A 26899-nucleotide genomic window follows, 5' to 3' on the forward strand; every position below is an offset into this window, starting at 1 on the left:
GTCCGCGCAGCTCAGCATAGTTGTCCCCCACAGTGTCGTGGTGGACATCGGCTTGTCCCCCACGGTGTCGTGGTGGACATACACGCCATCCGCAAATGTGCCTACAGACAATCCGAACGCGTTCAATGGCGCACGTGAGAGCGCCGCAGTCTGCTGCAGCAAGAGCCTCTGGGGCTGCGCCGTCAGCAGCGAAGCCAATGCGCCCACGGGCCGGGTATCTTCCCGAGTCTTCACCTGCCTGACAAGTACCAGGTTCTTGCCAGAAGCCCCAGCCAACGATTGTCATCTTCACCCGCATCCGCGCCTCGTCTTGACAGCGCCGATCGAGATGCCTATAATCGAGGTCGTGCTCTTGCCCCCGTGCAAGGGTGCTCGGTGAAGCGGGCAGCTGGCCGAGTGGTTAAAGGCAACAGACTGTAAATCTGTCGCGCTACGCGCTACGGAGGTTCGAATCCTTCGCTGCCCACCAGAAGACCCAACGATCGAAGCGGCTCTCGGGCCGCTTCTGTCTTTTCTCCCCAGCCGTTCCAGAGGCCAGCCTGTCACGTCGGCGGGCCTGTGCGCGATGCGTTTCGCAATCTCTCTGTGACGGGCTCTGGAAGCCCGTCTGGCGTGTATTGCGACCCCTATTGACAAAGGCTGGGGGGTGTATTATGATGACGTGGCGCCGTCAAGGCTCTTTTTTATGTCGGCCAAAAATGGCGCAGTTGTGCGGTTTGCGTGCGGGAGTAGCTCAGTTGGTAGAGCGCTAGCCTTCCAAGCTGGATGTCGCGAGTTCGAGCCTCGTCTCCCGCTCCAAGCTCTGGTCGGCGGCCTCTGGGCTTCGAGCCTCACAGGCAGCGGCCGAATCTGCTGGGGTAGCTCAGTTGGTAGAGCACGTCCTTGGTAAGGACGAGGTCGACGGTTCAATCCCGTTCCCCAGCTCCACACGCTTTCGGCGGCTCTGCCCAAGAGAGCAGAACGATTGCGGGCTCGCCATTCGGCGAGCCCGCAGTCGACAGCGCGTGCGCCCGTAGCTCAACGGATAGAGCGGGGGACTCCTAAGCCTCAGGTTGGAGGTTCGATTCCTCTCGGGCGCGCCAACCCATTTCCCCACTCCGACCACGGAACGAACAAGCGAGGATCCAGAGATGGCCAAGAAAGAAGCCCGAGTCATCATCACGATGGCGTGTCAGAAGTGCAAGCGCCGCAACTATGCGACGATGAAGAACAAGATGCACAACCCCGACCGTCTCGAGCTCAAGAAGTACTGCCGTTTCTGCCGCAACCACACGGAGCACAAGGAGGCTCGCTGAGGCTTGGCCTCTCTTCCCGCGCTGCGCGCGGGAGCGCGAGCGACAGTGGCAGTGTGATGCAGCAAGGAAGGTCTGACATGGCAGAGCAGGAGAAACCGCAGGGCCCGAAGCGCCGCTCGTCTCACAAGGCGCGGCGTCTGGCGGCATCGGGTGCGGTGGTGACGAACAATGAGGGGGCGCCCAAGCGTCCCGCTCGCACGCAGGCGAAAGGTGCCGCGCCCGCTGAGCGCGCCGGAGGCAGCAAGCCTGCTCCCGTGCCGGTGAGTGGCGCCGAAGAGAAGGCGCGCGGATGGGTGGCAGCCCTCACGCGCTACCTCACCTCGGTGAAGGCCGAGTTCATACGTGTGACCTGGCCTACCGGTCAGGAGCTCAAGCTGGCGACCACAGTGGTTGTGGCCACGCTGACTGTGCTCACGCTCTACCTCTATTTCGTGAACACGTTCTTCACGAAGGTCTTCGAGAGGCTCGGAGGCTAGAGAGCCCTGCCTGCGACCCAGGCGGCGCGGTGCCGCCGCACTCTACAGGGGGTCTGGGAGATGATCTCTCCCGTTACGCTTATGTCTGAAATCGAAACCAACGAAGTCGTCGAGCAGCCAGAAGAGGTTGGGCAGGTCGTGACCGCCGAGGCTGTCGAGGGCGCTGAGCCGGTCGAAGAGGCGATTGATCCGAACCGCAAGTGGTACGTGATCCATACGTACAGCGGTTACGAAGACAAGGTCGCCAAGAACCTCGAGCGCCGCATCGAGTCGATGGGCATGAAGAACTTCATCTTCAACGTCAAGGTTCCCAAAGAGAAAGAGACCGAGTTCCGCGACGGCAAGAAGAAGACGGTCGAGAAGAAGATCTACCCCGGATACGTACTGGTCGAGATGGTGATGACCGAAGACTCGTGGTACGTTGTGCGCAACACGTCTGGGGTGACTGGGTTCGTCGGCCCGTCGGGCGCCAAGCCCCTGCCCCTGCCGGACGAAGAGGTCGAGAAGATCCGTCTGCTCATGGGAGAGGTCGAGGCCCCCAAGGTCAAGATCGATCTCAATATCGGCCAGGGCGTTCGTGTCACGCACGGGCCCTTCCAAGACTTCCACGGCATCGTCGAAGAGGTCAGCCCGGAGCGCGCGAAGGTCAAGGTGCTCATCACCATCTTCGGTCGCGAGACGCCGGTCGAGCTCGACTTCGGACAGGTCGAGAAGCTCTGAGGTCGCAGATCAACTGCCGCGTGCCTGTCAGGGATTGCTGACGGGGCCGCATCCGATTCCGAGATTCTAGAAGAGGTGTCAACATGGCGAAGAAAGTCAAGGCAGTCGTAAAGCTCCAGTGCCCGGCCGGCAAGGCCAACCCCGCGCCACCGGTGGGTCCCGCCCTCGGTCAGCACGGCGTGAACATCATGGAGTTCGTGAAGCAGTACAACGAGCGCACGGCCAAGCAGATGGGGCAGATCATCCCGGTTGAGATCACCATCTACGAAGACCGCACGTTCACATTCGTCACCAAGACGCCGCCGGCGTCTGAGCTGCTGAAGAAGGCGGCGGGCGTGCCGAAGGGCTCTGGCGTCCCCCACAAGACCAAGGTCGGCTCGGTTACCCGCGCCCAGGTCGAGGAGATTGCCAAGACCAAGATGCCCGACCTCAATGCCACGACCCTCGAAGCGGCGATCCGCACCATCGAGGGCACGGCCCGCAACATGGGCCTCACCGTCGAGGGCTGAGCCCGCGAACTGAACAAGGCTTGACGCCCTTCGCTGGCGTCGATACGTGGGAGGAGGCCTGGCCTCCGCTCGCACCACAAGGAGGAAACCCCCAATGGCACATGGCAAGAAGTATCGCGAGAGCCTGGCGCTCTTCGATCGGAACACCCTGTACGGTCCCAACGAGGCCCTCGACATCGTGAAGAAGGCCGCCAAGGCCAAGTTCGACGAGACGGTCGAGATGCACATCTACCTCGGCATCGACCCTCGCAAGAGCGACCAGACGGTGCGTGGCACCGTGGTCCTTCCCAACGGCACGGGCAAGACCCCCAAGGTCATCGTCTTCGCGAAGGGCGACAAGGCGAAAGACGCCGAGGCGGCTGGCGCCGACAAGGTGGGCGCGGAAGACCTCATCGCTGAGGTGAAGGCCGGCTTCGCCGACTTCGAGGTCGCGGTCGCCACGCCCGACATGATGGGCGCCATCGGTAAGGAGCTGGGCCGCGTGCTCGGTCCCAAGATGCCCAACCCGAAGGTCGGAACCGTCACCGTCGACGTGAAGAAGGCTGTCGAAGAGCTCAAGTCGGGTAAGGTGCAGTACCGCGCCGACAAGCTTGGATGCATCCACAGCGCGTTCGGCAAGGTTTCATTCGACACCGAGAAGCTCGCCCAGAACTTCTCCACCTTGCTCGACGCCATCATCCGCGCGAAGCCGGCCACGTCGAAGGGCACCTACCTGCGCAGCATCACGCTGACCTCGACCATGGGCCCGGGTGTGCGCGTCGACACCGGCAAGGCGTCGGCAACCACCTCCGCGGGCAGCAAGAAGTAGCCAGATCCGCGCAGCAGCGCACGATGGCGCGCCTTGACAAGGGGAACGCCATCGGGTAGACTATGGCTTGTCGTGCGCGGACCCCGCCACGACGAAGCCCACCCTGGGGATGTAGCTCAGCTGGGAGAGCGCCTGCATGGCATGCAGGAGGTCAGGGGTTCGAGCCCCCTCATCTCCACCAACGTGAAGAAGCGGCAGTCTCGTCACCGAGACTGCCGTTTTCTCTTTCTCGGGCCCGCATCACGAGGCGTCACCTCGCGCAGGGGACCGCTCACGGCTCGCGAAGCCGAGGGCATGCATGATCAATCGTCTCCTCCATCTGCGCCCTACATCAAGCTCGACCAGTTCCTGAAGTGGCAGGGCGTTGCAGAGTCGGGTGGCGCGGCAAAGGCCCTCATCTCGGAGGGTGCCGTGCAGGTGAACGGCGAGAGCGAGACGCGACGCGGTCGCAAGCTGCGCGACGGCGATCACGTCACCGTGGGCGATGTCGCCCTGGTGGTGCAGCTGAGCGCACCGGAGCCCGCGAACTGATCGGCCTGTTTTTGCAGGCCTTTCCATCCATGGGTCGTGCGCTCTTTGACGCAGCGCTGCACGCCCCGTGTCAGGCGCCTGGGACGGCGACGCCGCCCTCGCCCATCCACGCTCAGTGGCGCGGCTTGCCGGTCGTCGCTGCCTTCTCGCTCTGCAGGGCCTGTATGAGCACCTCCCTGCACTCCTCGGCGCACCTGCGGTTCGACTCGATGAACCGTTCCACGAATGCCCGTTGCTGTGCGTCTCCCTTCAAGTCGTCGAGATAGCGCTGGCTGGTCTCTACCGCCTGCAGGCTGTGGTAGAGGATGCTCACCAGGTCATAGGTGGCGTTTGAAACGCCGGTGCTCTGGGTCTTGACGGCCATGGCATTGTCCCTCCATTCACGATGTGCCGGGCGCGCCTCTGGCGCCTGGCGCATGCTCGGCATACCCAGGGCCTGGGCAGCGCCAATCACAAGCCTCTGGAAACCCTGTGGTAGAGCCTGTTTCCCGGCAAAGGAGAAACGCCGGAGTCGTTGAAGTCTCGCGAGCCTCGAGGCTCATCGCCCAGGCACACCCGACGCAGCGCGCTTGCACCTTCGTCAGCGCCACTGCGCGTCTCGTGAGGCACCATGAACAAGATCGGTCACATGCATGATGCGATTGCGCGCGTGCGAGACGGCGCCACCATCATGATGGGTGGGTTCGGCCTGTGCGGAATCCCCGAGAACGCAGTGCGCGCGCTTCTTGACGCCGGCGTGCGCAATCTCACTATCATCAGCAACAACGCTGGGGTCGAAGACGCCGGTATCGGGCTGCTCATCAAGAACGGGCAGGTTCGCAAGATGATCTCGACCTACATTGGTGAGAACGTCGATCTCGAGCAGAAGGTCATCAACAAGCAGATCGAGGTCGAGCTCAATCCCCAAGGCACGTTTGCCGAGCGCATTCGCGCGGGTGGGGCCGGCATCGGAGGCTTCTTCACCCCCACCGGTGTGGGAACCGTCATCGCAGAGGGCAAGGAGGTGCGCGTCATCGGGGGCCGCGAGTATGTGCTCGAGATGCCGCTGCGCGCCGACGTGGCGTTTGTGAAGGCCTGGAAGGGTGACGCGATGGGCAACCTGGTCTATCGCAAGACGGCACGCAACTTCAACCCGCTCATGGCGACCGCCGCCGACTGCACGGTGGCTGAGGTCGAAGAGGTAGTGCCGGTCGGCTCGCTCGACGGCGATCACATCGCCACCCCTGGTATCTTTGTCGACATCGTGGTCAAGGGAGACCGCTATGAAAAGCGCATCGAGAAAAGAGTATATCGCCAGACGAGTGGCGCAGGAGCTTAGAGACGGCTTCTACGTCAACCTCGGCATCGGCATCCCCACGCAGGTGGCCAACTTCATTCCCGAGGGAATGGATGTGGTTCTCCACTCCGAGAACGGCCTTCTGGGCATCGGCCCATACCCTGAGCAGGGCGATGAAGACGCCGATCTCATCAACGCGGGCAAGGAGACGGTCACCGAGATGGCGGGGGCGTCGTTCTTCAGCTCGGCAGACTCGTTCGCCATGGTGCGCGGCGGGCACATCGATCTCGCCGTCATCGGGGGCATGGAGGTCGACGCCGAGGGGAACCTGGCCAACTGGATGATCCCCGGGAAGATGGTCAAGGGCATGGGCGGGGCGATGGATATCGTCAATGGCGCCAAGAAGGTCATCATCGCCATGCAGCACACGTCGAAAGACGGCGAGCCCAAGATTCTCGAGCGGTGCACGTTGCCGCTGACGGCGCGCAAGGTCGTCAACATGATTGTCACTGACATGGGCGTCATCGACGTTACGCCCGCGGGTCTCGTGCTTCGCGAGACGGCGCCCGGCGTCACCGTGGAAGAGGTGGTGAAGGCCACCGGTGCGCCCCTCACCCTGGCCCCCGCGCTTGAAGCCGCCGCGGGGAAGAGCGCGTAAAGGAGAACCCCATGGAACGCACCGCAACCCCCGTCGCCGAGCCAACCGCTTCCTCGAATCGCAATGGCGTCAGCCAGAATCGTGAGCTGCTGCTGGGCGCAGAGCATCTGGCTTTTCGCAACGAGCTCAAGGCCTACATCTCCCGAGAGGTGACGCCGGTCGCCGAGAAGATGGAGCGAGACGAGGCCTTCCCGCACGATATCTTGAAGCGCATGGGCGCGCTGGGCTATCTGGGCATTCCTTATCCTGTTGAATATGGCGGGCGAGGTGGCGACTATCTGAGCTACGCCATCGCGGTCGAGGAGCTGTCTCGCGTCTGGGGCTCACTGGGCATCATCGTGGCGGCGCACACCACCCTTGGCACGGGCCCTCTCTACAACTACGGCCCCGAGACCCTCAAGCGCGCATGGGTGCCGCGTCTCGCCAAGGGAGAGATCATCGGCGCCTATGGCCTCACCGAGCCCCAGGCCGGCTCTGACTCCGGCGCCACGGCCACCACGGCCGTGCATGAGGGTGATGTCTTTGTGGTGAACGGAACCAAAGCGTGGTGCACGAACGTCACGCACGCGGCCTGCGTCACCATCACCTCGGTGACGGGGCGTGACGAGGCCAGCGGGAAGAACCGCATCACGGCGCTCTTCGTTCCCCGCGATCTGCCGGGCATCACGGTCACCAAGCACGAAGACAAGCTGGGGCTTCGCGCCTCCGACACCTCGGTCATCGTGTTCGACAACGTGAGGGTGCCCGCGTCCAACGTGCTGGGAACCGAGGGACAGGGCTTCAAGATCTTCATGCAGACCCTCGACAACGGCCGCATCAGCATCGCGGCCATGTCCCTGGGGCTCGGGCAGGCCGCCCTCGATGAGATGCTCCGCTTCGCCCACGGCGAGCTCGGTCTCTTCAAGAGCCTGTTCGATGAGCAGGCGACGCTCGCCGCCATCGCCGACACGGCCACCGATGTTGCCGCTGCGCGACAGATGGTGTACACGGCGGCGCGTCTCAAGGATCTCGGCCTGCCGCACACGCAGGAGGCCGCGATGGCCAAGTTCTTTGCCTCCGAGGTGGCCATGCGCGCCACCGACCGCGCCCTCGATGTGCTCGGGCGGGGCGGCCTCATCTCTCACGATTGCCTGGCGTCGCGCGCCTTCCGCGACATCAAGCTGTGCACCATCGGTGAAGGCACGTCAGAGGTTCAGCGCCTGGTCATCTCGCGAGAGCTGCTGCGTGCCTACGCAGCGTCGCAAGCCGACCACGGCTAGCAATCGCATGGCGCTGGCCTCGCGGCCGAGCGTTCACAGTTCCCGACAATCTCAGTGACAAACCAGAATGGAGAATCCCCGCGATGATGGAAACGATGGCCCCCACGACCGGTCCGAGCTTCGACCTCTCAGAAGAGCACAAGATGCTGGCCGACATGGTTCGCGATTTCGCGACCAACCAGCTTGCGCCACGCGCAGCCCACTATGATCGCACCTGTGAGTTCCCGTGGGACAACGTCAAGGCCATGGCTGAGCTGGGCCTTCTCGGAGTGAACGTTCCCGACGCCTATGGCGGCGCAGGCATGGACAATATCGCCTACACCATCGCCATCGAGGAGATCTCGCGCGCCTGCGCCTCCACGGGCGTGGTGGCCGCGGTGCAGAACGGGCTGGTGAACTCGCCTCTCGTGCGCTTTGGCACCGAGGAGCAGAAGAAGAAGTTCCTGCCTCGTCTCGTCAGCGGTGAGGTGGTGGGGGCGTACTCGCTCACCGAGCCCGGCAGCGGCTCTGACGCCGTGGCCATGTCCACGCGCGCGCGCAAGGAAGGCGACAAGTACATCCTCAATGGCACCAAGTGCTGGGTGACCAACGCCACCGGCGCCTCGCTCTTCATCGTCTACGCCACCCTCGATCCGGCGCTGAAGTCGAAAGGCGTGTGCGCGTTCATCATCGAGAAGAGCTTCCCCGGCTTCACCGTGGGCAAGCACGAAGAGGTCATGGGCGTGCGCGCCAGCGGCACGTGCGAGCTGATGCTCGACAACTGTGAGGTCCCCGCCGAGAACCTCCTCGGTGGAGAGGGTGACGGCTTCAAGATCGCCCTGGCGACCCTCGACGGTGGCCGCCTCGGCATCGCTGCCCAGGCCGTGGGCATCGCCCAGGCCGCCTACGACTACGCCCTCAAGTACACCCAGGAGCGCCAGCAGTTCGGCAAGCCCATCTCGTCGTTCCAGCTGATCCAGAACAAGCTGGTCGAGATGGCGGTGAACATCGAGGCTTCGCGCCTTCTGCTGCACAAGGCGGCGTGGCTGCGCGATCAGGGCAGGCCGTTCTCGAAGGAGGCCTCGATGGCCAAGCTGTTCGCGTCCGAGACGGCCATGAAGGCTGGCATCGAGGCCGTGCAGTGCCTCGGCGGTTATGGCTACTCGAAGGAGTATCCGGTCGAGCGCTACTTCCGCGACGCCAAGATCACCCAGATCTACGAGGGCACCAGCGAGGTGCAGAAGATCGTCATCGCCCGTCACCTGCTCGGGCAGGGCTAGCTTCGTCCCTCCGCCGTGCTGTGCCGGCGCTTTCGCCGGCCCGCGGTCATCGTCAACAAAGAGGAGTGTTCGCATGAACATCGTGGTCTGCATCAAGCAGGCGCCCGACACCGAGGCGCCCATCAAGGTGAAGGACGGCGCGCCCGGCATCGTGCGCGACGGGGTGAAGCTCGAGATCTCGCCCTATGACGAGTTTGCGCTCGAGACGGCGCTGCGCCTGAAGGAGCAGCATGGGGGAACAGTCACCGCACTGTCCCTCGGTCCGGATCGTGTCAAGGAATCCCTGCGCAAGGCGCTCTCGGTGGGCGCCGACAAGGCGGTTCTCGTGAGTGACGCTGCCCTGGCGGGCGCCGATGGTCACGGGGTGGCCCTGGCGCTGTCGAAAGCCATCGGACGGCTGGGCTGCGACCTGGTGATCGTCGGCAAGAAGGCGGTCGGGGTCGACCGCGGGCAGGTGGGGCCGCAGCTGGCGCAGATGCTCGGGCTTCCCTTCGTGTCGCAGGCAGCCGTGGTGGAGAGCGCCGATGCCAGAACCTTGCGCGTCGAGCGCGAGATCGAGGGCGGGCGTGAGGTGCTCGAGCTCGATCTGCCGGGTGTGGTGTCTGTTGACAAGACGGCGCATGAGCTGCGTCACGCTGGTCTCAAGGGCATCATGGCGGCCAAGACCAAGCCCATCGAGGTGCTCGCCCTGGCTGCGCTCGAGCTCTCTGCTGACGATGTGAAGCCTCGCATCGCTGTGCGCGCCACGCAGCCTCCCGCCCCTCGTCAGGCGGGTCGCATCATCGCCGGTGACGCCGCCACGGCGGCCAAGGAGCTCGTACGCCTGCTCCACGACGAAGCCAAGGTAGTCTAGGAGGCCAACAAGATGTCGAATGTGATTCTCACGGTAGCCCTTGCGCGCGAAGGCAGTGTGGGCAAGCCCACGCTCGAGACCCTCGGAGAGGCCCGTCGTCTCGCCGACGCCACCGGGGGGCGCGTCGTTGCTGCAGCCATCGGAGGGGGCGCCGCGTCGGCGGTCGAGACCCTCGGGCGTCACGGCGCCGACGAGGTGCTCGTCTTTGAACCTGCCGGCGTTGGCCCCTACAACCTGGAAGCGTTCAGCGCCTGTGTGGTGAAGGCGGTGGCTGAGGTGGCTCCCGCCTACGTTCTCGCGCCTGCCACGTGCCACGGCAAGGAGGTGGCCGCGCACGCCGCCGCCGCGCTGCACGCAGGTCTCGCCAGCGATGTGGTCGAGCTCTGCGTGTCTGACGGAGCGCTGACTGCGGTGCGCCCAACCTACTCCGGAAAGGTGCGCGCCACGGTGGCCGCGTGTGGCGGGGCGTCTGTTCCCGCGTTCGCCACCCTGCGTCCCAACGTGTTTTCGCTGGCGGGTCCGGTCGACGGTCGAACCGCAGCGTCGCGTGCGGTAGACGTGGAGGTGCCGGCGGGTGCGGGTCGCGTGCGACTCGTGGAGACGAAGCGCACCCAGACCGGTGCCGTTGACCTGGGCGAGGCTCGGGTCATCGTCTCCGGAGGGCGCGGCATGAAGGGGCCGGAGAACTTCCACCTGCTCGAATCGCTTGCGGGCGTGCTCGGCGGCGCGGTGGGTGCCACGCGCATGGTGGTTGACCTCGGCTGGGTCGGTCACGACATGCAGGTCGGCCAGACGGGCAAGATCGTCAACCCTGAGCTCTACATCGCCGTGGGCATCTCGGGTGCGATTCAGCACCTCGTGGGCATGCAGACGTCGCGCACCATCGTGGCCATCAACAGCAATGCGGAGGCGCCCATCTTCAAGGTGGCCGACTACGGCATCGTGGGTGACGCATTCGAGGTGCTGCCGGCTCTCACCGAGGAGCTTCGCCAGGTGCTGGCACCGGTGGGCGTGTAGCGCCCGCGCTCGATCGGCGCCGCTCTGATCTGGAGACGTTTCCGAATTGGAGATCGTGCTCATTGGCTTGAGTCACAAGACGGCTCCCGTGGAGACACGGGAGCGTCTTGCCGTTCTTGACGAGCAGATCCCGGGGCTGTTCGAGGCGTTGCTGAAGACCCGCTCGGTGATCGAGTGCGCCGTCGTGTCGACCTGCAACCGCACCGAGCTGTATGCCGTCGGCGAGACACCGGGTCGAGCTGCAGATGCGGTGATTGCGCATCTCTCGGCGCGAGACGGTCAGCCGGCAGAGGTCATCCTGCCGCATCTCTACCAGAGCTTCAACCGCGACGCGGTGCGGCATCTGTTCTCGGTGAGCGCGGGTCTCGATTCCATGATCCTCGGGGAGGGGCAGATCCTGGCACAGGTGCGCAAAGCCCACCAGATCTCGGTTGATCACGGGGGCGCCGGCACGGCCATGGGCAAGCTCTTCGAGCGTGCCGTTCGTGTGGGCAAGCGCGTGCGCACCGAGACGCGCATCAGTCAAGGGGCCACCTCGGTGAGCTTCGCGGCGGTCGAGCTCGCGCGTCGCATTCACGGTGACCTGAAGCGCAAGCGGGTTCTCGTTGTGGGAACGGGCGAGATGGGCGTGCTCACGCTGAAGCTCCTCATCAGCGCGGGTGCGGAGAAGATCACGGTGCTGTCGCGCCACGAGGAGAACGCGCGTCGGCTTCTCGATGAGACGCCTGGGGTCGTCGATGGCGTAAGCGGTTCCCTCGCCGCGCTCGAAGAAGCGCTCAACGAGGCTGACGTCGTCATCTCCGCCACGGCCTCGCCAGTGCCCGTCATCACGGCCTCCCAGATGAAGTCTGTGCAACGGCGGCGAAAGTATCGCTCGCTCTTCATCGTCGATATTGCGGTGCCGCGAGACGTGGAGCCGGCGGTGAATGACATCGATGGGGTGTTTCTCTACAATGTCGACGATCTCTCGAGTGTGGTCAATGACAGCCTCGCAGAGCGCGGTCGAGAGGTTGATCGCGTCAGGGCCATCATCGATGAAGAGGTTGAATCGTTCCTTCACTACTGCGCCAGCCTCGAGACCGTCCCGGTCATCAAGCAGGTGCGGGCGGCGTTCGAGGCAAGTCGACAGCGTGAGGTCGAGGCGCTCCTCGCGCGAGAGCGCTTCACCGATGCGGAGCGTGACCGCTTCGAGTCGTTCAGTCGCTCCTTGATCGCCCGCCTGCTGCACGAGCCCACGGTGCGCCTGAAGGACCTCGCGGGCAGTCGCAACGTGCATGAGGGCATGCTTCTCCTGCTCGAGATCTTTGGTGCGCCGGCCGCTCCGCGCGAGTCCAGCGAACAGACCCAGCCCGCCGATTTCCTCCGACCCGCGTCGGATGATCATGTCGACATACAGGAGGAGACAGCGCCATGAGCACGCTGCTGTTGAGTGTTGCCGCAGCGCTCTATCTTGCGGCCACCATACGGTTTCAGCGTTCGCTGTATGCCGACGAAGGAGATGGGGCTGGCGGCGCTCTGCACGGCCGCGGATTTGTCGCCGCCGCGTTCATCGCCCAGCTGGCGTCGCTCCTGGCCGCGGGTCACGAGATGGGGGCGTGCCCGCTCACGCTCGCCCAGAGCCTGAATGTGATCTGCTGGACGATGGTGGGTCTCTATCTCGTGGTGGGCATTCTGTGGCGCAAGATGGATGTGGTGGGGGCGTTCACGGCCCCCGCAGCCACGCTGATGATGCTGGCTTCGCTGGCCACCGAGCACCTGCGCGGCCCGGTGAGCAATCCCCATGACCCTCTTCTCACGTTCCACGTGGCCTGCATCGTGCTCGGATACGCGGCGTTCACCCTCGCAACGCTCGTGGCCGCGCTCTTCTTCATTCAATCGTTCTTGCTGAAGCGCAAGCAGGTGAGCGGCGTACTCATGAAGATGCCGTCTCTCGAGAACCTCGATCAGGCCACCTATCGGCTCATCGGACTGGGATTCGTTCCCATGCTGATCGGGATTGCCCTCGGGTTTGCGCGGGTTGACGGACAGGGGCCACGCGCCTGGTCTCTTGACGTGTGGCTAGGGCTCGCCACCGTGCTCATCTATGCTGTCTACATCGGCGCGCGCCTCTTCGGCGGATGGCAGGGGCGCAGGGTGAATCAGCTCCTGCTGCTGGGGTTTGTCTTCCTCGTGGCGACCTACGTCGGCGTCGGACTCCCGTCGAGCGTGCATCTGCGGCCATGACTGCTGCTGACGTCATTCGCCTCGGCACGCGCGGAAGCCAGCTGGCCCTGACCCAGTCCCGTCAGGTGGCCGCGGCATTCGAAGCCCTGCATCCAGGGGTTCGCGTCGAGCTCGAGATCATCCGCACAAAAGGCGATCGCATCACCGACGTGCCGCTCTCTCGCATCGGCGACAAGGGGCTCTTCACAAAAGAGCTCGAGGTCGCTCTGCTCGAAGGTCGCATCGACTTTGCGGTGCACAGCATGAAAGACATGCCCACCACCCTTCCCGAGGGGCTGATCATTGGTGCGGTGCCCTTGCGAAAGCCGCCGTTCGATGGGCTCATCACGCGCACGCCGGGCGGCTTCGAGACCTTGCCGACGGGAGCGCGGGTGGCCACGGGCAGCCTGAGGCGTCGCGCTCAGCTGCGACACGCGAGGCCGGACCTCGTGCTCGAGGAGATGCGGGGCAATGTGCCCACGCGAATCGGAAAGCTCGTGGAGCACGGGCTCGATGGCATCATTCTCGCGCTTGCCGGTCTCTCGCGGCTCGGCGTCCCCGAGCCGGGCACCGATGAATCTGTGGAGTTCGTGGTCCCAGATGCCTGGGATGAGGGGCTTGCCGGCGCCCGGGTCTTTGTTTCCGCCGTGCCGGCGCAGGTGTGCATTCCCGCCGTCGGGCAAGGCGCACTGTGTCTCGAGGCGCGTGAAGGTGACAAGCGGGTTCTGGCGCTGCTCGGCGCGCTCGATGATCGGCCGAGCCACGCCGAGGTGCGGTGTGAGCGGGCCATCATGCGGGCGTTGGAGGGCGGATGCCAGGTTCCCATCGCGGCATGGGCGACGCACGATGCAGGGCGCTTGAAGGTGCGCGCCATGGTGGCTTCGCTCGACGGGGGGCGTCGCCTCGAGGCGACGGCAGAGGGCATGCCCGATGAGGCCGAGCATCTCGGGCGAACCGTGGCAGACGCTCTGCGTCGTCAGGGAGCGGGTGACATTCTCGACGAGATCCGCGTCACGGGTGGGGCAGATCCGCTTGTGGGCGGCGAGGGGGCCCGGGGTGGCGGCTGACTCCGGACGCCTTGATGGCGCGGGCGTGATCATCACCCGCGCCGCCGCTCAGGCGGTGGAGCTGGCTACGGCCATCGAGGCCGCGGGCGGATGCCCCATCGTGATCCCGGTGCTGACCATTGCGCCACCCGCCGACGAAGCGCCGTTGCGCGCGGCAGTGCAGAACCTCGAGCGCTATGACTGGGTCGTTCTCACCAGCGTGAATGCTGCGGAGGCATTCGTGGCGCGTCTTGCCCCAGGGCAGCGCCCCCGCGCCGTGGCGTGTGTGGGGGAGAGCACGGCGCGGGCGTGTCGTGAGCGGGGAATGGCGGTCGATCTGGTTCCCGTTGACTTCCACGCGGAAGCCTTGCTCGATGCACTGACCGAGCGCCTCGCAGACGCGCTATCGACGCAGCGCTTCTTGATGCCGCGCGCGGAGGAGGGCCGTGAGACGCTGCCAGAGGGATTGCGTGATCGCGGCGCTGAGGTCGATGTGGTCGCCGCGTATCGCACCCTTCCCGATCCGGGCGCTTGCGAACCATTGCGTCGCGTTCTCGAGGCAGGCCAGGCTCGCGTGCTCACGTTTGCCTCTCCATCGGCGGTGACGTTCTTCCTGCGTCTCCTTCAGGAGGGGGCGGCCGTGCGTCATCAGGCGCTGCGGCTGCCTGTCGTCTGCATCGGTTCGGTGACCGCTTCGCGGGCCTGTGCGGAGGGGTTCATGACGGTGACCGTCGCCGCTTCTTCCCAGGTCTCGGCTCTGGTGGAGGCGGTTGTCGTGGCCATCTGCCGCCCGGACAGATCTACTACCGCAGGGGGAGTTACAGACTAGTTCGAATGGGTTATACTGATTAAAGTAAGTGCAGTAACTTCTGTTGCTCACTGAACCGTAATGGCGCCTGCGGCCTGATGCCCCCATACCCCCCCACGGCTGCAGGTGCCTTTCTATTTCCGTGGATTCTCTGCGGCGCCACCCCACAGGGGGCCCCCCGATGCGCCGCGAAGCCCTCCAAATGACCTCCCCCCTCTTCCCGACTGTACGCATGCGGCGGCTCCGGTTGACCGAGGCCACGCGTCGACTAGTTCGCGAGACGCGCCTGCACCGACACGACCTGGTGCTCCCCTTGTTCGTCTGTGAAGGAGAGGGGGTACGGCGCGAGATCAGCTCGATGCCTGGGGTCTTCCAGACCAGTGTCGACGAGCTGGTGGCCGACGCCGAGCGGGCACGGGCAAGCGGCGTACTCGGGGTGATCCTGTTCGGCATACCGGCCTCCAAAGACCCCGTGGGAAGCGGTGCCTACGACGACGCTGGCATCGTGCACCGCGCCATCCGCGCCCTCAAGGCGCGCCTCCCGGAGCTCATCGTGATGGCAGACGTGTGCCTGTGCGAGTACACCAGCCATGGGCACTGCGGCGTGGTTGAGGGAGAGCGCATCAGCAACGACCCCACCCTCGATCTGCTGGCGCGAAGCTCCGTCTCCTTTGCGCGGGCGGGGGCCGACGTGATCGCGCCTTCCGACATGATGGACGGTCGTGTCAAGGCGATTCGCGGCGCTCTCGATGCCGAGGGCTTCGATCAGGTTCCCATCATGGCGTACTCGGCCAAGTTCGCTTCTGCGTTCTACGGGCCGTTTCGGGAAGCGGCCGAATCGGCTCCCCAGTTTGGAGATCGCCGCTCGTACCAGATGGACCCCGCCAATCGCCGGGAGGCCCTTCGTGAGGTGCTCCTCGACGTTGCAGAGGGGGCAGACATGGTCATGGTCAAGCCCGCGCTGGCCTACATGGACCTCATTCGTGACGTGCGTGACGCGGTTGACCTGCCGGTGGCCGCGTACAACGTGAGTGGCGAGTACTCGATGGTGAAGGCTGCGGCTCGCAACGGCTGGATCGACGAGCGCCGCGTGGTGCTCGAGACCCTCACGGGCATGAAGCGGGCGGGCGCAGACATCATCCTCACCTATCACGCTGTTGACGCGGCGCGCTGGCTGGCCGAAGACGAGGCTGTTCTCTGAGCGCATGACCGACCATCTCGTATGGGTTGAAGTCGATCTCGACGCCATCGGCCACAACTTCACCAGTCTCCAGAAGATGGCCGAGCCTGCTGCCGTGATGGCGGTGGTGAAGAGCTTTGCCTATGGTCACGGGCTGGTTCCAGTGGCGAAGCGGGTGGCGGAGCGGGGGGCGCGCGCCTTCTGTGTTGCGTCGATGGATGAGGCCGTGGCGCTTCGCGAGGCGGGCATCATGGGCGAGATTCTCGTCATCTGCCCTGTTCGCATCGATGAGGCGGCACTGGCGATTCGCCACGACATCATCGTGGCTGTGTTCGACCTCGAGAGCGCGACAGCGATGGGCAGGGTGGCACGCGATGCGGGGGGGCGGTTGAAGGTGCACGCCAAGATCGATACGGGGCTTGGCCGTCTCAGCGTGCTTGCGGATGAGGGGCTGGCATTCGTGCAGGCGCTGGCGTCCGTTGATGGGATTGCGGTCGACGGCATCTACAGCCATCTTGCCGACGCCGAGGGGCTCGACCAGTCGATGACCTTGCGTCAGCACGCCCGTTTCGAGCAGGTCTTCAACGAGGTTGTGCAGGCGGGGGTGACTGTTCGCTGCCGTCACATCGCCGGCAGCGCGGCGGCCCTCCTCATTCCTCGCCTTCGGTACGATTACGTGCGTGTGGGCGTCGCACTGTATGGCCTGTGGCCCTCCGAGGAGACCCACCTCCTCATGCTTGCCGGGGCCCACAGCCTCACCGAGCTGCTGGCCGACGCCGACGCGCAGAGCCGGGGGGTGCGCGCGCTGTCATCGCTGCTGCGCCCGGCCCTGCAGCTGAAGGCGAGGGTGGTGCAGATCAAGGAGGTGCCCACGGGATGGACTGTGGGGTACGGGTGCACGTATCGCACCCGCAGACCGACCCGCGTGGCGGTGCTTCCCCTCGGGTATGCCGATGGCTACGATCGCGGGTTCTCGAACTGCGGCGAGGTTCTCATCCGGGGGCGGCGAGCCCCGGTCATCGGCCGGGTCTGCATGAACCTGACCATGGTCGACGTCACCGACATTCCCGAGGCCAACGTCAGCGATGAAGCCGTGCTCATCGGTCGTCAGGGCGGTGACGAGCTCACCGCCGAGGCGGTGGCGGCCACCATCGGCACCATTCATTATGAGCTGGTCACGCGCATCCGCTGGGATCTCCCTCGGGTCTACACGGAGGGCGCCGGCGACTAGGCTGCGATCTCCGCGCGCGGATCAGGAAGCGTGCCGGTGCCTGGGCTTCATGCCTTCCAGCGACTGGCGCTCCGGGAGGTCTTCGAGCGCGGCGTAGAAGGCTTTTGGACCCATGTCCTCCTGCACCGCCTTCAGCGTGGCCGACCCGGGGTCATAGCCCTGCTGCTCGAGCTCGAGAATTCTGCCCGCAACGCCGTCAGCACGGCTGATCACGAACGCTGCGGTGGCGGCCCCATACGCGTCGATGGCGCTGAGCATGCTGCGCTGCACGCCAAAGCGCGCCTCGTTCGCCTGCATCAGGTAGTCCTTGCTGTCGCGCTCTCGCCAGCAGATCTGCTTGCCCTTCTCGAGGCTGTTCAGCTCGAACGACTGGTTGTCCCACAGGTCGAGGAACTTCGCCCGTGCGTGATCTTGCTGGGCGACGCTGCTCGGATCGCTGGGGTCGACCTCGATGTAGGTGGACTGCTCCCAGTTGTCGCTCATGCCCTTGATGGAGAAGTTTGTGCTGCCCACCAGCTCACCCTTATCGGTGAGCATCACCTTGGCGTGCACCTTGCGCTCGTGATCACCGGAGCGAGGCAGCAGCGCCCAGCGCACCGGGATGCCGTTGTCTTCGAGGAACTTCACGCCGCTCTCGTTGGGGGTTCCACCGTCCGGATAGATGCCGGGGTCGGCGATGACCCGGATGTCGATGTCGCGCCCCTGCTCCTTCAGCTCGTCTCGACGTGCCACTAGGAGGCTCGCCACCGCGCGGGTCATGACGAAGGCGGGAACGTAGATGTACCGCTCGGCATTCTGCACGGCCGTGATGAACCAGGCCTGTCGCTCGAGGGGCTGGTCTGCGATGCCCACCATCGCACTGCCCGCGGGCTTTCCCTCGCTCACGTCGATATCGTTGAGTCGCTTCAGGTTCGCAGGGGTGCGTGTGGCGTCGAGGGTGCGCTGCAGCAAGGCCATGAAGCGCTTCTTGCCTTCCTTGTTCAGCGGAACCTGGTGTTCAGACGAGATCTCGTCGCCGTTGCGGCCCAGGGGGAGATCGATGTAGTTCGACAGCTTCTCGCCATACTGCTCGGCAATCTTCTCGAGGTCACCGTAGGTCGCGGCTCTCGGCAGCGCCGTGCCCGCGGGCGATGGACCGTGGGCGCAATCGAACATGGCAATCAGACCGCGCGCGCCGATGTTGATGTCGCCCTTCTTGAAATCGACCAGGGGGCGCGATCCGAACACGTCGGCATTGCTGGCGCCCGCCGAGTCGTTCACGTCACGCACGAAGTTCTGCTGCAGCTGACGCGCCGCTGGACCGGTGATGGCCGCGCCTGCGTCGATGTTCTCGCCAGAGCCGAGATTGGCGTTCATGCCCGTCATCAAGAAGGTGTCGCCCACGCTCAGGCCCTTGCGGTGCATGAGGTCGTTGGGGTCTTCGAGCGCCTTCACGACGGGGAAGACCGAGACGCCGATGTCGCCCTTGACCTGGAGGAGCTGCAGCACTGTGCGGAACTTGTCGGGCATGCTGTCGACCTCGACGCGGGTACTGCTGTAGCCCACGAGTCGTCCGGCGTCGACATTCACGCGCACCTGGTTGCCGGCCTGCGCGGCCTGGGCGAGCTTGCCCACGATCTGCGGGTTGGTGAGCTCGTAGTACTGGGCGGTCACCGTGGTGGGTTTGCCCGCGCGTCCGCGCGCGATGGCGTCGTCGAGCATGCGGATCATCTGCGGCCAGACCTCGTCGTGATGCACGGTCTCGACCTTGTTCTTGCCGAGCATGGTGGGGCTCGAACCGTCGCGGATGCCCTGCAGCGTGGCGACGAGGCCCTTCAGCTTCTCGTTCGACAGCTTCGAGTAGGCGAGGAAGGTGGTGACCAGGCCGGTGGGACCGAAGGTGCCGCCCACCGCTGCCGCCACGGCAGTTGCTGCTGACGCGCGGCCGATGGCGTCGCGAACGCGGTCATAGCCGTCTTGGTATACGTGCACCTCGGCCAGCTCGGCTTTGAGCTTGGGGTCGCTGTATCCGCTCTGCCTGAAGTCTTCGTGAAGCTTGCGGTGGTACTTGAAGCAAGCGCGCCCCAGGGCCATCAGCTGCTCGAGGTCGGAGGTGGAGACTGCATTCGCGTGTGTCACGCGATCCGACAGGGCAGCCCAGTCATCTGCGGCCGGATTTTCGGGCGCGTTGATGCGCTGCGCGCAGTCGGCCATCGCCGCGATGGTCTGCGCGTTGACAAGGCGACTGTCGACCTTCTGGTTGCCGAGCGAGAATGTCGGAACCGGCTGCATTGGCGCATCCTCCAGGGATACGTCAATTATAGGTCAGCGGTTGTGGGGAAGATCGAACATTACGTTAACAGACCGGCGTGATGGCGCCGATTCGGGTGTCGACTTCAGCGCCAGGACGGGCTGGTCAGCAGAACCACCCAGAGGGTGGCCAGGCCCGAGAGGATGAGCATCCAGACCACGTCCTCCCAGGTGACGGCACGCAGCCGCCCCAGAGATTGCGTCTGGGTGGGGCCCGTGGTCTCGGTCAAGGTTTCGAGGAGATTGTGATCGCTCATGTGTCCTCCGAGAGGCACCGCATACGATGCGGTCCTTGCATGCGACATCGGACGAATGATAGCAGGTCCCGGTTACAGCCCATCCGGCCACAGGTAACGATTTCGTTGGGGTTTCATTACAAAACGGAACATGTCCGCAGTCTCGCACCAGGGGGGAGCAGGCCTGTCACTTCAGGCGGGGTCGCGGGGGTCGAGCAGCTCGAAGAGCGAGGTGATGCGGCGGCAGGGCAGCGCCTGTGCGCTGTGGCGGTCTCGCCGATCGATCAGCACGGGCGTGACGCCCAGGGCCAGCGAGGGGGCGACATCGTACTCCAGGCTGTCGCCCACATAGGTGCACTCGTGGGGGCTGACGCCCATCTGCGTGAAGGCGAGCTCGAAGATGGCGGGGTCTGGCTTCTCGAGCCCCACGGTCCCAGAGACGATGACGCACTCGAACTGCTCTGTCAGCCCCTGGGCTCCCAGCAGGTCGTGAAGCCATCCCTCCCAGTTCGAGATGACGCCGATCCGGTTGCCCCGCGCGCGGAGCTGCGCGAGCACGGGGGTCACGTCATCGTACAGCGCGTAGGTGCTGTGCTCTGTGAAGACGCGGCACAGGGCCTCTGAGATGGCTGGGTCCGGCGTGCTCAGAACCCCCGCGCGGCAGGTCAGGATGTCGTAGAAGCCGCGCCAGAAGTCGGCCGATCGGTCGGCATCGAGGGTGAAGCGGCGGTCGGTGAGACGTTCATTGGCTTCACGCCACGACTGCGATTCCGCCTTGAAGATCGCGTCCGGAGTGGTGAGCAGTCCGTGAGACGCCAGCGTGTCGACCACGCGGTGCTCGAACGAGGGGTGCGGTCCGAGGAGCGTGTAGCCCATGTCGAACAGGTAGGTTGCGCCGCTCATCTTGTCGAGACGTCTCCGAACGCGATGGAGCCGCAGCACGCGGAGGGGCTGGCCAGGCGGTCGCCCCCCACGTTCAGCACCTGGCGATCGAACAGCTCAAAGAGGTTGGCGGACAGCTGGAGCCCCTCCACGAGGCCGTGGGGACGTCCCCCTCTGATGCGGAATGCGGAGGCGGCCTCCAGGGTGAAGCTGCCGTCGGCTTCTGGCGCGTTCCTCTCGAGCAGGGTATCGACGTACACCCCGCCCTCTGCCGACTCGAGCAGCGCTTCGAAGCCGTCGCTCCCGGGGGCCAGCTCGAGGAAAGAGGGTGCGGGCAGGGGTGGCGTGTCGAGGGTGCGGGTGGCCGAAGCTGTGGGCTCGAGCTCGAGCTGCGATGCGCTCGAGAGATCGAGAAGCAGGTTCGTGACCACGCCTGCGTCGATGAGGGTGCGGCGCACGCGTGGCAGCCCTTCGGCGTCGTAGGCTCCGCTGGGGGCGGCCCAGGGGCGCAAGGGATTGTCGATGACGGTGAGGCGCTCATCGACGGCCCTGATCCGACCCAGCTGAGACGCGTCAAACGGTGATCGTTTCTCGAGAATCGCGGTTCCGGTGAGCGCGTCGCTCAGCCATCGAAGCAGTACGGCCACTGCTCGAGGCCCAGCGACCAGACGGCAGCGTCCCTCCGGGGCGGTGGTCACGGTGCGTCCCGCTCTGGCGCGCCAGGCGATGTTGCCCAGGGCCGCCAGGGGGTCGTCGGGCATGCGGCAGGTGGCCCAGGTCTCGGTGAACGAGGCGCCGGTCTGTGGGTCTGGACCTGCGTGGGCCTGCAGCTGCAAGATGGTCTTCTGCGTGTGCCGCTCCGACATGCGCGTCATGAGCAACGTGCGGCGCACCAGGCGGCGCACGGCGACCTGCACGGGGACGTCGTCGCCGAGCAGGTCGCGCAGGCGCGCGGTGGCCTGGCGGGCCAGGTGCCGCAGATCGGCCTCGGTGAGGGCGGCCACGTCTTCGTCGAACGTGGCCACGTCGATGCCGCCCTCCCGCTCCTTCCAGAACGTGGCGGGGGCGGGCCGGCCCTGCGCAGCGGCCGCGCTGGCCTTGCGCATGAGTCCCGGACCGTCGAGCCTGGAGGCGGATCCCAGATGCGTGGCGTGACCGAAGCGTCCCGCGCTGATGACCCTCAGGTTGATGGCTTCGGCCTCGTGCCGCTGCGCCTGCTCTCGATCGTTGACGCACGCCGCCGTGACGGCCTCCTCGCGGGCCCAGAACACCTCTGCGTCGCGGGTGGATCGCAAGGCGGCAGAGAGGAGGTCGCCGGCGGGCGTCGGGTCGAGAGGAAGGGTGCCGCTCATGGGGCGAGGTCAGGCCTCCGCGTTGTCATCGCCTTCGCCGTCGTCTTCTCCCTCGTCTTCATCTTCTTCGTCCTCGTCGTCATCCCAGTCGTCATCGTCTTCTTCGTCGTCGTCATCGTCGTCGTCATCGTCGTCTTCATCCCAGTCTTCGTCGTCGTCTTCGTCGTCGTCTTCTTCGTCTTCGTCTTCTTCGTCCCAGTCCTCGTCGTCATCATCGTCATCGTCATCGTCGTCATCGTCGTCATCATCGTCTTCGTCGTCGTCGAGGTCTTCGTCATCCTCGTCGTCGTCGTCTTCCCAGTCGTCGTCGTCTTCCCAGTCTTCTTCTTCCTGCGCTTCTTCGTCAGACGCGTCGGACTCGTGCTGCGACGCCTCAGGGGAGAGCAGCCTGCGTGATTCTTCTTCGAGGGAGTGGCGGATGGACATGGGGCACCTCCTGGGTGTGATCGCCCGTTGAGAGCGCTGGCTGCGGATCGCGCTCGGGCGTCGCCAGCCGGGAAACGTTTTCTGACCTCGAGGGGGAGTGTGACCTTCCCGGTCCAGGTTCAGGGTGAGGCATGGTGCGCCATGAGCGCGGCCATTTCCTGTAGGAGTGCGGTCGAGCGTCATCTTTCGATGAGCAGGCGTTCCAGGGTGGCGGTGAAGGCCTCTCGATCCGCGCTCAGGAACGGGCGCGGCCCTTTGGTGCGGCGGCCCGCGCGTCGCGCCTGACGGTTGGCGTGACGACGCGCCATGAGCCCGTCGATGTTCTGATCGGTGAAGCGTCCGCCACGGTGGTCGATGACGCGTGCCTTGCGTCCCAGAACCATGCACGCAAGCCCGTAGTCGGCGGTGATGACGATGTCGCCTTCTCGTGTGCGGTTCATGATGGCGATATCGGCGGCTTCCGGCTCGGCGTCGACGCGCAGCACCTCGATGCCCGGCCCTTCGGGCATGTCGTGCGCCAGGCTCGCCACAAGCAGAACCTGGCAAGCGTGGGTGCGGGCCAGGGCGATGATCTCGTTCTTCACCGGACAGGCGTCGCCATCGACGATGATGGTCACGCGCGTCGCTGTCCCCGCTTACGCTCGAGGCTGCGCAGCAGCGACAGGTTGGTGGCGTGCATCTCGTCGACCTCTGGAGTCTCGATGACCATGGGCAGTCCGGCCACGCGCGGATCGCGCAGAAGACGGGCGAACGCCTCGGGGCCGATCTCCCCCTGACCGATGTGCTCGTGGCGATCGACCCTGCAGCCAAGCCCCTTCTTCGAGTCGTTGAGATGGAACGCCCGCAGTCGATCTCGCCCGATGCGCTGATCGAGCTCGGTCCACAGGGCCTCATAGGCGCTTTCATCGCGGAGATCATACCCGCCCGCGAAGAGGTGGCACGTGTCGAGGCAGAGGCCGAGATCGCCAGGCGCGCCCGCCTGCTCGATCACCTCTCCGATATGGGTAAGCGTGTGTCCCAGGCAGGTTCCCTGGCCGGCGCTGTTCTCGAGCAGGATGGGCACGGGATTTCCGGCGGTGCGGTCGAGTATCTCGCGCAGGGCCTCGGCGTAGCGCGCGATTCCCCGCTCGACGCCCTCGCCGAGGTGGGCGCCCAGGTGGCACACCAGGCCATCAGCGCCGATCTCGGCGCAGCGCTGGCGCTCTTCGGCCACGGTGGCGATGGAGCGCTCCCGCAGCTCGCCTGCCGGGGCGGCCAGGTTCGTGAGGTAGATGTCGTGCACGAGCAGGGGCGGGTCGCCTGCGGCGGCACGCATCTCGCGGAACCGTGCAACCTCTCCCTCTCTCCAGGGCCGCGCTTTCCACATGCCAGGGGCGCGGGTGAAGATCTGGAAGCACTCGGCACGCACGCCTGCGGCGCGATCAATGGCGTTGTGGAGGCCGCCGGCCGTGGAGACGTGGGCGCCGAGAAGGGGGCGTGGGCGAGGTTGCGTAGGCATGCGGCTCACTTCGTGCGCCGGGCCACGATTCCCGCGCGGTTGGCGTGCGAACCCCGTGCGTGCGCGGCAGGCACGACCGCGAACCCCGTGCGTGCGCGGCAGGCACGACCGCGAACCCCGTGCGCCTGCTCGGCAGGGGAAGCGTCGAGCGCAGACCGAACCCCTGGCCCATGAGCAGCACCTTTGGACATCTGTATCGTGTCACCACCTTCGGTGAATCACACGGAGGGGCCGTGGGCGCGGTCATCGATGGCTGCCCGCCGCGCATCCCGCTTACCGTTGATGACATCCAGGTCGAGCTCGATCGTCGCCGTCCGGGTCAGAGCGCCATCGTCACCCCTCGCCAGGAGGAAGATCGGGCCGAGATCGTCTCCGGCGTGTTCGAGGGCTTCACCCTTGGCACGCCCATCGCCGTGGTTGTGCGCAACAAGGACGCGCGCCCCGAAGACTACGCGCACCTCAAGGACGTCTATCGTCCGTCGCACGCCGATTTCACCTGGCAGACGAAGTACGGCATCCGCAACCATCAAGGGGGCGGACGCTCGTCAGCTCGAGAGACCATCGGGCGCGTGGCGGCCGGCGCCATTGCGCGCAAGGCGCTAGGGCTGCTGTGCGGGGTCGAGATCGTGGCCTACGTCAAGCAGGTGCAGTCCATCGAGGCGGGTATCGACGCGTCGCGCGTAACCCGCGAGCAGGTCGAGGCGAACATCGTGCGCTGCCCCGATGCGGCGGTCGCGGCTGAGATGATCGCCCTCATCGAGCGTATGCGCGACGCGGGTGACAGCGTGGGCGGGGTGGTCGAGGTGGTGGCCCGCAACGTGCCCGCGGGTTGGGGCGACCCGGTGTTCGACAAGCTCGAGGCCGATCTGGCCAAGGCGTTCATGTCGCTCCCGGCCTCGCGCGGATTCGAGATCGGCTCAGGGTTCGGTGGGGTGGCGCTCACGGGCGCTCAGCACAACGACGCCTTCGCCCCCGCGCCCGACGACGCCCGAGGGACGCGTACCGTCACCAATCGCTCCGGCGGCGTGCAGGGCGGCATCAGCAACGGTGAGCCCATCGTCGCGCGCGTCGCGTTCAAGCCCACGTCCACCATCCGCAAGGCGCAGGATACGGTCAACCGCGAGGGAGAGGCGGTCACGCTCGAGGCACGAGGGCGCCACGATCCGTGCGTGCTGCCGCGAGCGGTTCCCATCGTCGAGGCCATGACCGCCATCGTGCTGTTCGACGCGTTCCTCCGCCAGCGGGGCCAGTGCGGCGGTGAGCGCTAGGGCGCGATCGGGGTCGTCGAGACCCGAGACCGTGGTCGGGGCCGTCGAGACCCGAGACCGTGATGGGGGTCGTCGAGACCCGAGACCGTGATGGGGGCCGTCGAGATCGCGATCGGGTCGCGACAGGTCGCCGTCGACAGACGCTCAGGTGGGTCCGAAGCCTTCTGGGGGCTCATAGGTAAGCGCTCCCATCGACATCGTGGGCGCCGCGCCGAGGATGCCCCCTCCTGGGAGTGAGACAGGTGTGCCGAGCAACGACATCGTTGCACTGTTTGCGGACGAGATATCTTGCTGATAGAGCTGCGTCACCGCCGCGTTGACCGCGGCCTGGCTGGTTATGTAGCAAGAACCGCCCACCACGTTGCGCAGGGCGTCGGCGCTCATCTCGTTCGGGGGCGGCGGTGCCGTCTCGGTCTCTGACGTGCTGTCGGTCTGAGCCGTGTTGTCGGTCTGAGCCGTGCTGTCGGTTTGAGGCGTGCTGTCGGTCTGAGGCGTGCTGTCGGTTTGAGGCGTGCTGTTGTGAGTCATTGTCAGACCTCCTTGTGGGTTGCGACGATGCGCGGCGTGAGTAAGTTTCCTGTTCCTGGGAGCTGGGTCGCCTGCGGGGGTCGGAGGGCGACATGACCCTCAACCTCGATGGGGGTTTTCCTCTGGTACTCCCAATTCACCTGGGAGTGAACGTTCTCAACCCCCACGGTTCTTGGGGGTTAAGCCCGTTCCCGCGCGCTCAGCCCGTTCCCGCGCGCTCAGCCCGTTCCCGCGCGCTCAGCCCGTTCCCCCGCGCTCAGCCCGATCAGTGGTCTCGGAGCCGTTTCATCTGCGCTCTTCTGTCTTCGAGGAAGCGCGAGTAGGCCTCGCTCGACACCCGTGCGTAGGCAGCGCGCTCGCGTACCTGATCGAGGAGCCAGGGAAGGAACCCAGGCAGGCTGACGGCGCTGTTGTCGCAGCGGATGACCGGAAAGGGGAGCTTGAGCGTGCGTGTGGTGTCTCTCTGCCGTTGGAACGTGTGCGGGTGCCCGTCGAGCTCTACGACGGTGCTCTGGGGGCGCAGCCGCGGTCCGGCATGAATGGCGAGGAAGTCGACGCGGGGCTTGAGGTCGCTGACCGGGATGGGGACCTGGGGGAAGAGCACCACGCGCTCACCCTCTCGCTCCCATTCCACCGCCAGTCGCACGAGATGCCCTTCGTAGTCTCCGCTCTCTCCGACCAGGGGAGTTCCACACCCCTCGCCCAAGGGAGTGCTCCACTTGAGACGGGCGGTGTCGAGAAGAACCGCGTGCGCGGCATAGAGCTCGTGGGCGGTGTCGCGCAGGAACGTCCCTTCGAGCTGCAGGTAGGCCGCGTCTCCGATCTTCGCGCGAACCAGATCGCTCACGCGTCGACCCGACGCGATGGTCTCGCACATGGTCTCGAGGCTGCACCGCAGAGGGTCGAGCGGGGCCAGCGCTGCGTCGAGCGAAACGGCGCGCGGCCACGGCACGCCTCCTTCCCCGAGCGTATGCAAGAGGGCCTCGTCGGCCTGCAGCGCCGCGCTCAGCCGCGAGATGTGCGCCAGGGGGAACGGCCGCAGCCCCGCTTCCCAGGCGTGAACCCGCGACTGTCGCACGCCAAGGGCCTGTCCCAGCGCCTGCTGGGTGAGGTGAAGCTCGAGGCGGCGCTTGCGAATGAAGGTGGCGAGTGGATTCGTCATTGCGGGCAGTGTAGCGCGGGCGACTGCGCGACGCCATTGCGACGATGTTGCGAACGTGTGAACGGGTATCGAATCGGGGAGCGATGGCTCCGCGACGCCATCGGCTTGGCCGCGGCATCGGCTGATCCCC

General features: G+C 65.6%; 28 protein-coding genes, 5 tRNA genes and 1 pseudogene. 25 read left to right on the top strand and 9 right to left on the bottom strand.

The features are described 5' to 3' along the window. The coding region (locus EB084_02875) for a hypothetical protein (GenBank protein NDD27196.1) at positions 1–207 on the bottom strand (207 nt) is incomplete at its 3' end. A 175-nt stretch (positions 208–382) separates the two neighbouring features. On the opposite strand from EB084_02875, the gene EB084_02880 reads away from it, so the two are divergent. From EB084_02880 to EB084_02930, 11 genes are all read left to right on the top strand, one after another. Beyond that, positions 383–469 (top strand) — tRNA-Tyr (locus EB084_02880). A gap of 253 nt (positions 470–722) precedes the next feature. Continuing rightward, positions 723–798 (top strand) — tRNA-Gly (locus tag EB084_02885). A 53-nt stretch (positions 799–851) separates the two neighbouring features. Further along, positions 852–927 (top strand) — tRNA-Thr (locus EB084_02890). Between the two features lie 79 nt (positions 928–1006). Next, a tRNA-Arg gene (locus EB084_02895) sits at positions 1007–1082 on the top strand. A 48-nt stretch (positions 1083–1130) separates the two neighbouring features. Next, entirely contained in the window at positions 1131–1295 is a 165-nt protein-coding gene (gene rpmG, locus EB084_02900) for a 50S ribosomal protein L33 (protein NDD27197.1), read from the top strand. A 56-nt stretch (positions 1296–1351) separates the two neighbouring features. Further along, the gene (secE, locus tag EB084_02905) at positions 1352–1771 is read left to right on the top strand and encodes a preprotein translocase subunit SecE (GenBank protein NDD27198.1); all 420 of its coding nucleotides are present in this window, start codon (positions 1352–1354) and stop codon (positions 1769–1771) included. Positions 1772–1852: 81 nt separating this feature from the next. Further along, on the top strand, positions 1853–2491 hold the full coding sequence (gene nusG / locus EB084_02910; protein ID NDD27199.1) for a transcription termination/antitermination protein NusG: 639 nt from the start codon (positions 1853–1855) through the stop codon (positions 2489–2491). Positions 2492–2574: 83 nt separating this feature from the next. Beyond that, positions 2575–3000, top strand: coding sequence for a 50S ribosomal protein L11 (gene rplK, locus EB084_02915; protein ID NDD27200.1), 426 nt, complete (start codon positions 2575–2577; stop codon positions 2998–3000). Positions 3001–3094: 94 nt separating this feature from the next. Then, complete coding sequence (locus EB084_02920) at positions 3095–3808, top strand: 50S ribosomal protein L1 (protein NDD27201.1); 714 nt, start codon at positions 3095–3097, stop codon at positions 3806–3808. A gap of 105 nt (positions 3809–3913) precedes the next feature. After that, a tRNA-Ala gene (locus EB084_02925) sits at positions 3914–3989 on the top strand. Then, a complete protein-coding gene (locus EB084_02930; protein ID NDD27202.1) occupies positions 3950–4339 on the top strand; it encodes an RNA-binding S4 domain-containing protein in 390 nt (129 codons plus the stop codon). The genes EB084_02925 and EB084_02930 overlap by 40 nt, the downstream gene beginning before the upstream one ends. Positions 4340–4451: 112 nt before the next feature. Here EB084_02930 and EB084_02935 read toward each other — a convergent pair whose 3' ends face one another. Beyond that, complete coding sequence (locus EB084_02935) at positions 4452–4703, bottom strand: hypothetical protein (protein NDD27203.1); 252 nt, start codon at positions 4701–4703, stop codon at positions 4452–4454. Between the two features lie 246 nt (positions 4704–4949). Here EB084_02935 and EB084_02940 point away from each other — a divergent pair, with 246 nt between their 5' ends. From EB084_02940 to alr, 12 genes are all read left to right on the top strand, one after another. Further along, a complete protein-coding gene (locus EB084_02940; GenBank protein NDD27204.1) occupies positions 4950–5657 on the top strand; it encodes a CoA transferase subunit A in 708 nt (235 codons plus the stop codon). Beyond that, positions 5602–6273 (top strand): CoA transferase subunit B, encoded by a 672-nt coding sequence (locus EB084_02945; GenBank protein NDD27205.1) that lies wholly within the window; start codon positions 5602–5604, stop codon positions 6271–6273. Before EB084_02940 ends, EB084_02945 begins: the two co-directional genes overlap by 56 nt. 11 nt (positions 6274–6284) lie before the next feature. Beyond that, entirely contained in the window at positions 6285–7532 is a 1248-nt protein-coding gene (locus EB084_02950; GenBank protein ID NDD27206.1) for an acyl-CoA dehydrogenase, read from the top strand. Positions 7533–7627: 95 nt separating this feature from the next. Next, positions 7628–8791, top strand: a complete 1164-nt coding sequence (locus tag EB084_02955) for an acyl-CoA dehydrogenase (GenBank protein ID NDD27207.1) — start codon at positions 7628–7630, stop codon at positions 8789–8791. Beyond that, entirely contained in the window at positions 8667–9644 is a 978-nt protein-coding gene (locus EB084_02960) for an electron transfer flavoprotein beta subunit/FixA family protein (GenBank protein NDD27208.1), read from the top strand. Before EB084_02955 ends, EB084_02960 begins: the two co-directional genes overlap by 125 nt. A gap of 12 nt (positions 9645–9656) precedes the next feature. Then, positions 9657–10661 (top strand): electron transfer flavoprotein subunit alpha/FixB family protein, encoded by a 1005-nt coding sequence (locus EB084_02965; protein ID NDD27209.1) that lies wholly within the window; start codon positions 9657–9659, stop codon positions 10659–10661. 46 nt (positions 10662–10707) lie between these two features. After that, a complete protein-coding gene (locus EB084_02970) occupies positions 10708–12075 on the top strand; it encodes a glutamyl-tRNA reductase (protein ID NDD27210.1) in 1368 nt (455 codons plus the stop codon). After that, a complete protein-coding gene (locus tag EB084_02975) occupies positions 12072–12884 on the top strand; it encodes a hypothetical protein (protein ID NDD27211.1) in 813 nt (270 codons plus the stop codon). Before EB084_02970 ends, EB084_02975 begins: the two co-directional genes overlap by 4 nt. After that, positions 12881–13930: a hydroxymethylbilane synthase gene (locus tag EB084_02980; protein ID NDD27212.1), complete on the top strand. Its 1050-nt coding sequence runs from the start codon at positions 12881–12883 to the stop codon at positions 13928–13930. The genes EB084_02975 and EB084_02980 overlap by 4 nt, the downstream gene beginning before the upstream one ends. Further along, positions 13794–14738: a uroporphyrinogen-III synthase gene (locus tag EB084_02985; protein ID NDD27213.1), complete on the top strand. Its 945-nt coding sequence runs from the start codon at positions 13794–13796 to the stop codon at positions 14736–14738. The genes EB084_02980 and EB084_02985 overlap by 137 nt, the downstream gene beginning before the upstream one ends. A 181-nt stretch (positions 14739–14919) precedes the next feature. Then, on the top strand, positions 14920–15918 hold the full coding sequence (hemB, locus tag EB084_02990; GenBank protein ID NDD27214.1) for a porphobilinogen synthase: 999 nt from the start codon (positions 14920–14922) through the stop codon (positions 15916–15918). Between the two features lie 4 nt (positions 15919–15922). Further along, a complete protein-coding gene (gene alr, locus EB084_02995; protein ID NDD27215.1) occupies positions 15923–17128 on the top strand; it encodes an alanine racemase in 1206 nt (401 codons plus the stop codon). Between the two features lie 21 nt (positions 17129–17149). On the opposite strand, the gene EB084_03000 is transcribed toward alr, so the two are convergent. The 3 genes from EB084_03000 to EB084_03010 all read right to left on the bottom strand — a co-directional run bounded on the left by EB084_03000 (position 17150) and on the right by EB084_03010 (position 21887). Beyond that, entirely contained in the window at positions 17150–19399 is a 2250-nt protein-coding gene (locus tag EB084_03000; protein ID NDD27216.1) for a hypothetical protein, read from the bottom strand. A 446-nt stretch (positions 19400–19845) separates the two neighbouring features. Beyond that, on the bottom strand, positions 19846–20556 hold the full coding sequence (locus EB084_03005) for an HAD family hydrolase (protein ID NDD27217.1): 711 nt from the start codon (positions 20554–20556) through the stop codon (positions 19846–19848). Continuing rightward, the gene (locus tag EB084_03010; protein ID NDD27218.1) at positions 20553–21887 is read right to left on the bottom strand and encodes a TldD/PmbA family protein; all 1335 of its coding nucleotides are present in this window, start codon (positions 21885–21887) and stop codon (positions 20553–20555) included. The genes EB084_03005 and EB084_03010 overlap by 4 nt, the downstream gene beginning before the upstream one ends. A 25-nt stretch (positions 21888–21912) precedes the next feature. On the opposite strand from EB084_03010, the pseudogene EB084_03015 reads away from it, so the two are divergent. Then, positions 21913–22242 (top strand): annotated as a pseudogene (locus EB084_03015) (1,4-beta-cellobiosidase). Between the two features lie 250 nt (positions 22243–22492). On the opposite strand, the gene EB084_03020 reads toward EB084_03015, so the two are convergent. Together EB084_03020 and EB084_03025 are read right to left on the bottom strand one after the other, a co-directional pair. Then, entirely contained in the window at positions 22493–22930 is a 438-nt protein-coding gene (locus tag EB084_03020) for a YaiI/YqxD family protein (GenBank protein ID NDD27219.1), read from the bottom strand. Then, positions 22927–23811 (bottom strand): deoxyribonuclease IV, encoded by an 885-nt coding sequence (locus EB084_03025; protein NDD27220.1) that lies wholly within the window; start codon positions 23809–23811, stop codon positions 22927–22929. The genes EB084_03020 and EB084_03025 overlap by 4 nt, the downstream gene beginning before the upstream one ends. Before the next feature lie 170 nt (positions 23812–23981). Here EB084_03025 and EB084_03030 point away from each other — a divergent pair, with 170 nt between their 5' ends. After that, positions 23982–25079, top strand: a complete 1098-nt coding sequence (locus EB084_03030; GenBank protein NDD27221.1) for a chorismate synthase — start codon at positions 23982–23984, stop codon at positions 25077–25079. Positions 25080–25223: 144 nt separating this feature from the next. Here the strand turns inward: EB084_03030 and EB084_03035 are convergent, their stop codons facing one another. Beyond that, entirely contained in the window at positions 25224–25607 is a 384-nt protein-coding gene (locus tag EB084_03035) for a hypothetical protein (protein ID NDD27222.1), read from the bottom strand. Between the two features lie 265 nt (positions 25608–25872). Further along, a complete protein-coding gene (locus EB084_03040) occupies positions 25873–26769 on the bottom strand; it encodes an XRE family transcriptional regulator (protein NDD27223.1) in 897 nt (298 codons plus the stop codon). Positions 26770–26899: the final 130 nt, after the last annotated feature.

It is taken from the genome of Pseudomonadota bacterium (genome assembly GCA_010028905.1).
Taxonomy (GTDB): Bacteria; Vulcanimicrobiota; Xenobia; order RGZZ01; family RGZZ01; genus RGZZ01.

What these genes read in the sequence shown, in the direction of transcription:
- rpmG (NDD27197.1), top strand. Translation starts at nt 1,131, where the DNA reads ATGGCCAAGAAAGAAGCCCGAGTCATCATCACGATGGCGTGTCAGAAG.
- secE (NDD27198.1), top strand. Translation starts at nt 1,352, where the DNA reads ATGCAGCAAGGAAGGTCTGACATGGCAGAGCAGGAGAAACCGCAGGGC.
- nusG (NDD27199.1), top strand. Translation starts at nt 1,853, where the DNA reads ATGTCTGAAATCGAAACCAACGAAGTCGTCGAGCAGCCAGAAGAGGTT.
- rplK (NDD27200.1), top strand. Translation starts at nt 2,575, where the DNA reads ATGGCGAAGAAAGTCAAGGCAGTCGTAAAGCTCCAGTGCCCGGCCGGC.
- EB084_02920 (NDD27201.1), top strand. Translation starts at nt 3,095, where the DNA reads ATGGCACATGGCAAGAAGTATCGCGAGAGCCTGGCGCTCTTCGATCGG.
- EB084_02930 (NDD27202.1), top strand. Translation starts at nt 3,950, where the DNA reads ATGCAGGAGGTCAGGGGTTCGAGCCCCCTCATCTCCACCAACGTGAAG.
- EB084_02935 (NDD27203.1), bottom strand. Translation starts at nt 4,703, where the DNA reads ATGGCCGTCAAGACCCAGAGCACCGGCGTTTCAAACGCCACCTATGAC.
- EB084_02940 (NDD27204.1), top strand. Translation starts at nt 4,950, where the DNA reads ATGAACAAGATCGGTCACATGCATGATGCGATTGCGCGCGTGCGAGAC.
- EB084_02945 (NDD27205.1), top strand. Translation starts at nt 5,602, where the DNA reads ATGAAAAGCGCATCGAGAAAAGAGTATATCGCCAGACGAGTGGCGCAG.
- EB084_02950 (NDD27206.1), top strand. Translation starts at nt 6,285, where the DNA reads ATGGAACGCACCGCAACCCCCGTCGCCGAGCCAACCGCTTCCTCGAAT.
- EB084_02955 (NDD27207.1), top strand. Translation starts at nt 7,628, where the DNA reads ATGGCCCCCACGACCGGTCCGAGCTTCGACCTCTCAGAAGAGCACAAG.
- EB084_02960 (NDD27208.1), top strand. Translation starts at nt 8,667, where the DNA reads ATGGCTACTCGAAGGAGTATCCGGTCGAGCGCTACTTCCGCGACGCCA.
- EB084_02965 (NDD27209.1), top strand. Translation starts at nt 9,657, where the DNA reads ATGTCGAATGTGATTCTCACGGTAGCCCTTGCGCGCGAAGGCAGTGTG.
- EB084_02975 (NDD27211.1), top strand. Translation starts at nt 12,072, where the DNA reads ATGAGCACGCTGCTGTTGAGTGTTGCCGCAGCGCTCTATCTTGCGGCC.
- EB084_02980 (NDD27212.1), top strand. Translation starts at nt 12,881, where the DNA reads ATGACTGCTGCTGACGTCATTCGCCTCGGCACGCGCGGAAGCCAGCTG.
- EB084_02985 (NDD27213.1), top strand. Translation starts at nt 13,794, where the DNA reads ATGAGGCCGAGCATCTCGGGCGAACCGTGGCAGACGCTCTGCGTCGTC.
- hemB (NDD27214.1), top strand. Translation starts at nt 14,920, where the DNA reads ATGACCTCCCCCCTCTTCCCGACTGTACGCATGCGGCGGCTCCGGTTG.
- alr (NDD27215.1), top strand. Translation starts at nt 15,923, where the DNA reads ATGACCGACCATCTCGTATGGGTTGAAGTCGATCTCGACGCCATCGGC.
- EB084_03000 (NDD27216.1), bottom strand. Translation starts at nt 19,399, where the DNA reads ATGCAGCCGGTTCCGACATTCTCGCTCGGCAACCAGAAGGTCGACAGT.
- EB084_03005 (NDD27217.1), bottom strand. Translation starts at nt 20,556, where the DNA reads ATGAGCGGCGCAACCTACCTGTTCGACATGGGCTACACGCTCCTCGGA.
- EB084_03010 (NDD27218.1), bottom strand. Translation starts at nt 21,887, where the DNA reads ATGAGCGGCACCCTTCCTCTCGACCCGACGCCCGCCGGCGACCTCCTC.
- EB084_03025 (NDD27220.1), bottom strand. Translation starts at nt 23,811, where the DNA reads ATGCCTACGCAACCTCGCCCACGCCCCCTTCTCGGCGCCCACGTCTCC.
- EB084_03030 (NDD27221.1), top strand. Translation starts at nt 23,982, where the DNA reads ATGAGCAGCACCTTTGGACATCTGTATCGTGTCACCACCTTCGGTGAA.
- EB084_03035 (NDD27222.1), bottom strand. Translation starts at nt 25,607, where the DNA reads ATGACTCACAACAGCACGCCTCAAACCGACAGCACGCCTCAGACCGAC.
- EB084_03040 (NDD27223.1), bottom strand. Translation starts at nt 26,769, where the DNA reads ATGACGAATCCACTCGCCACCTTCATTCGCAAGCGCCGCCTCGAGCTT.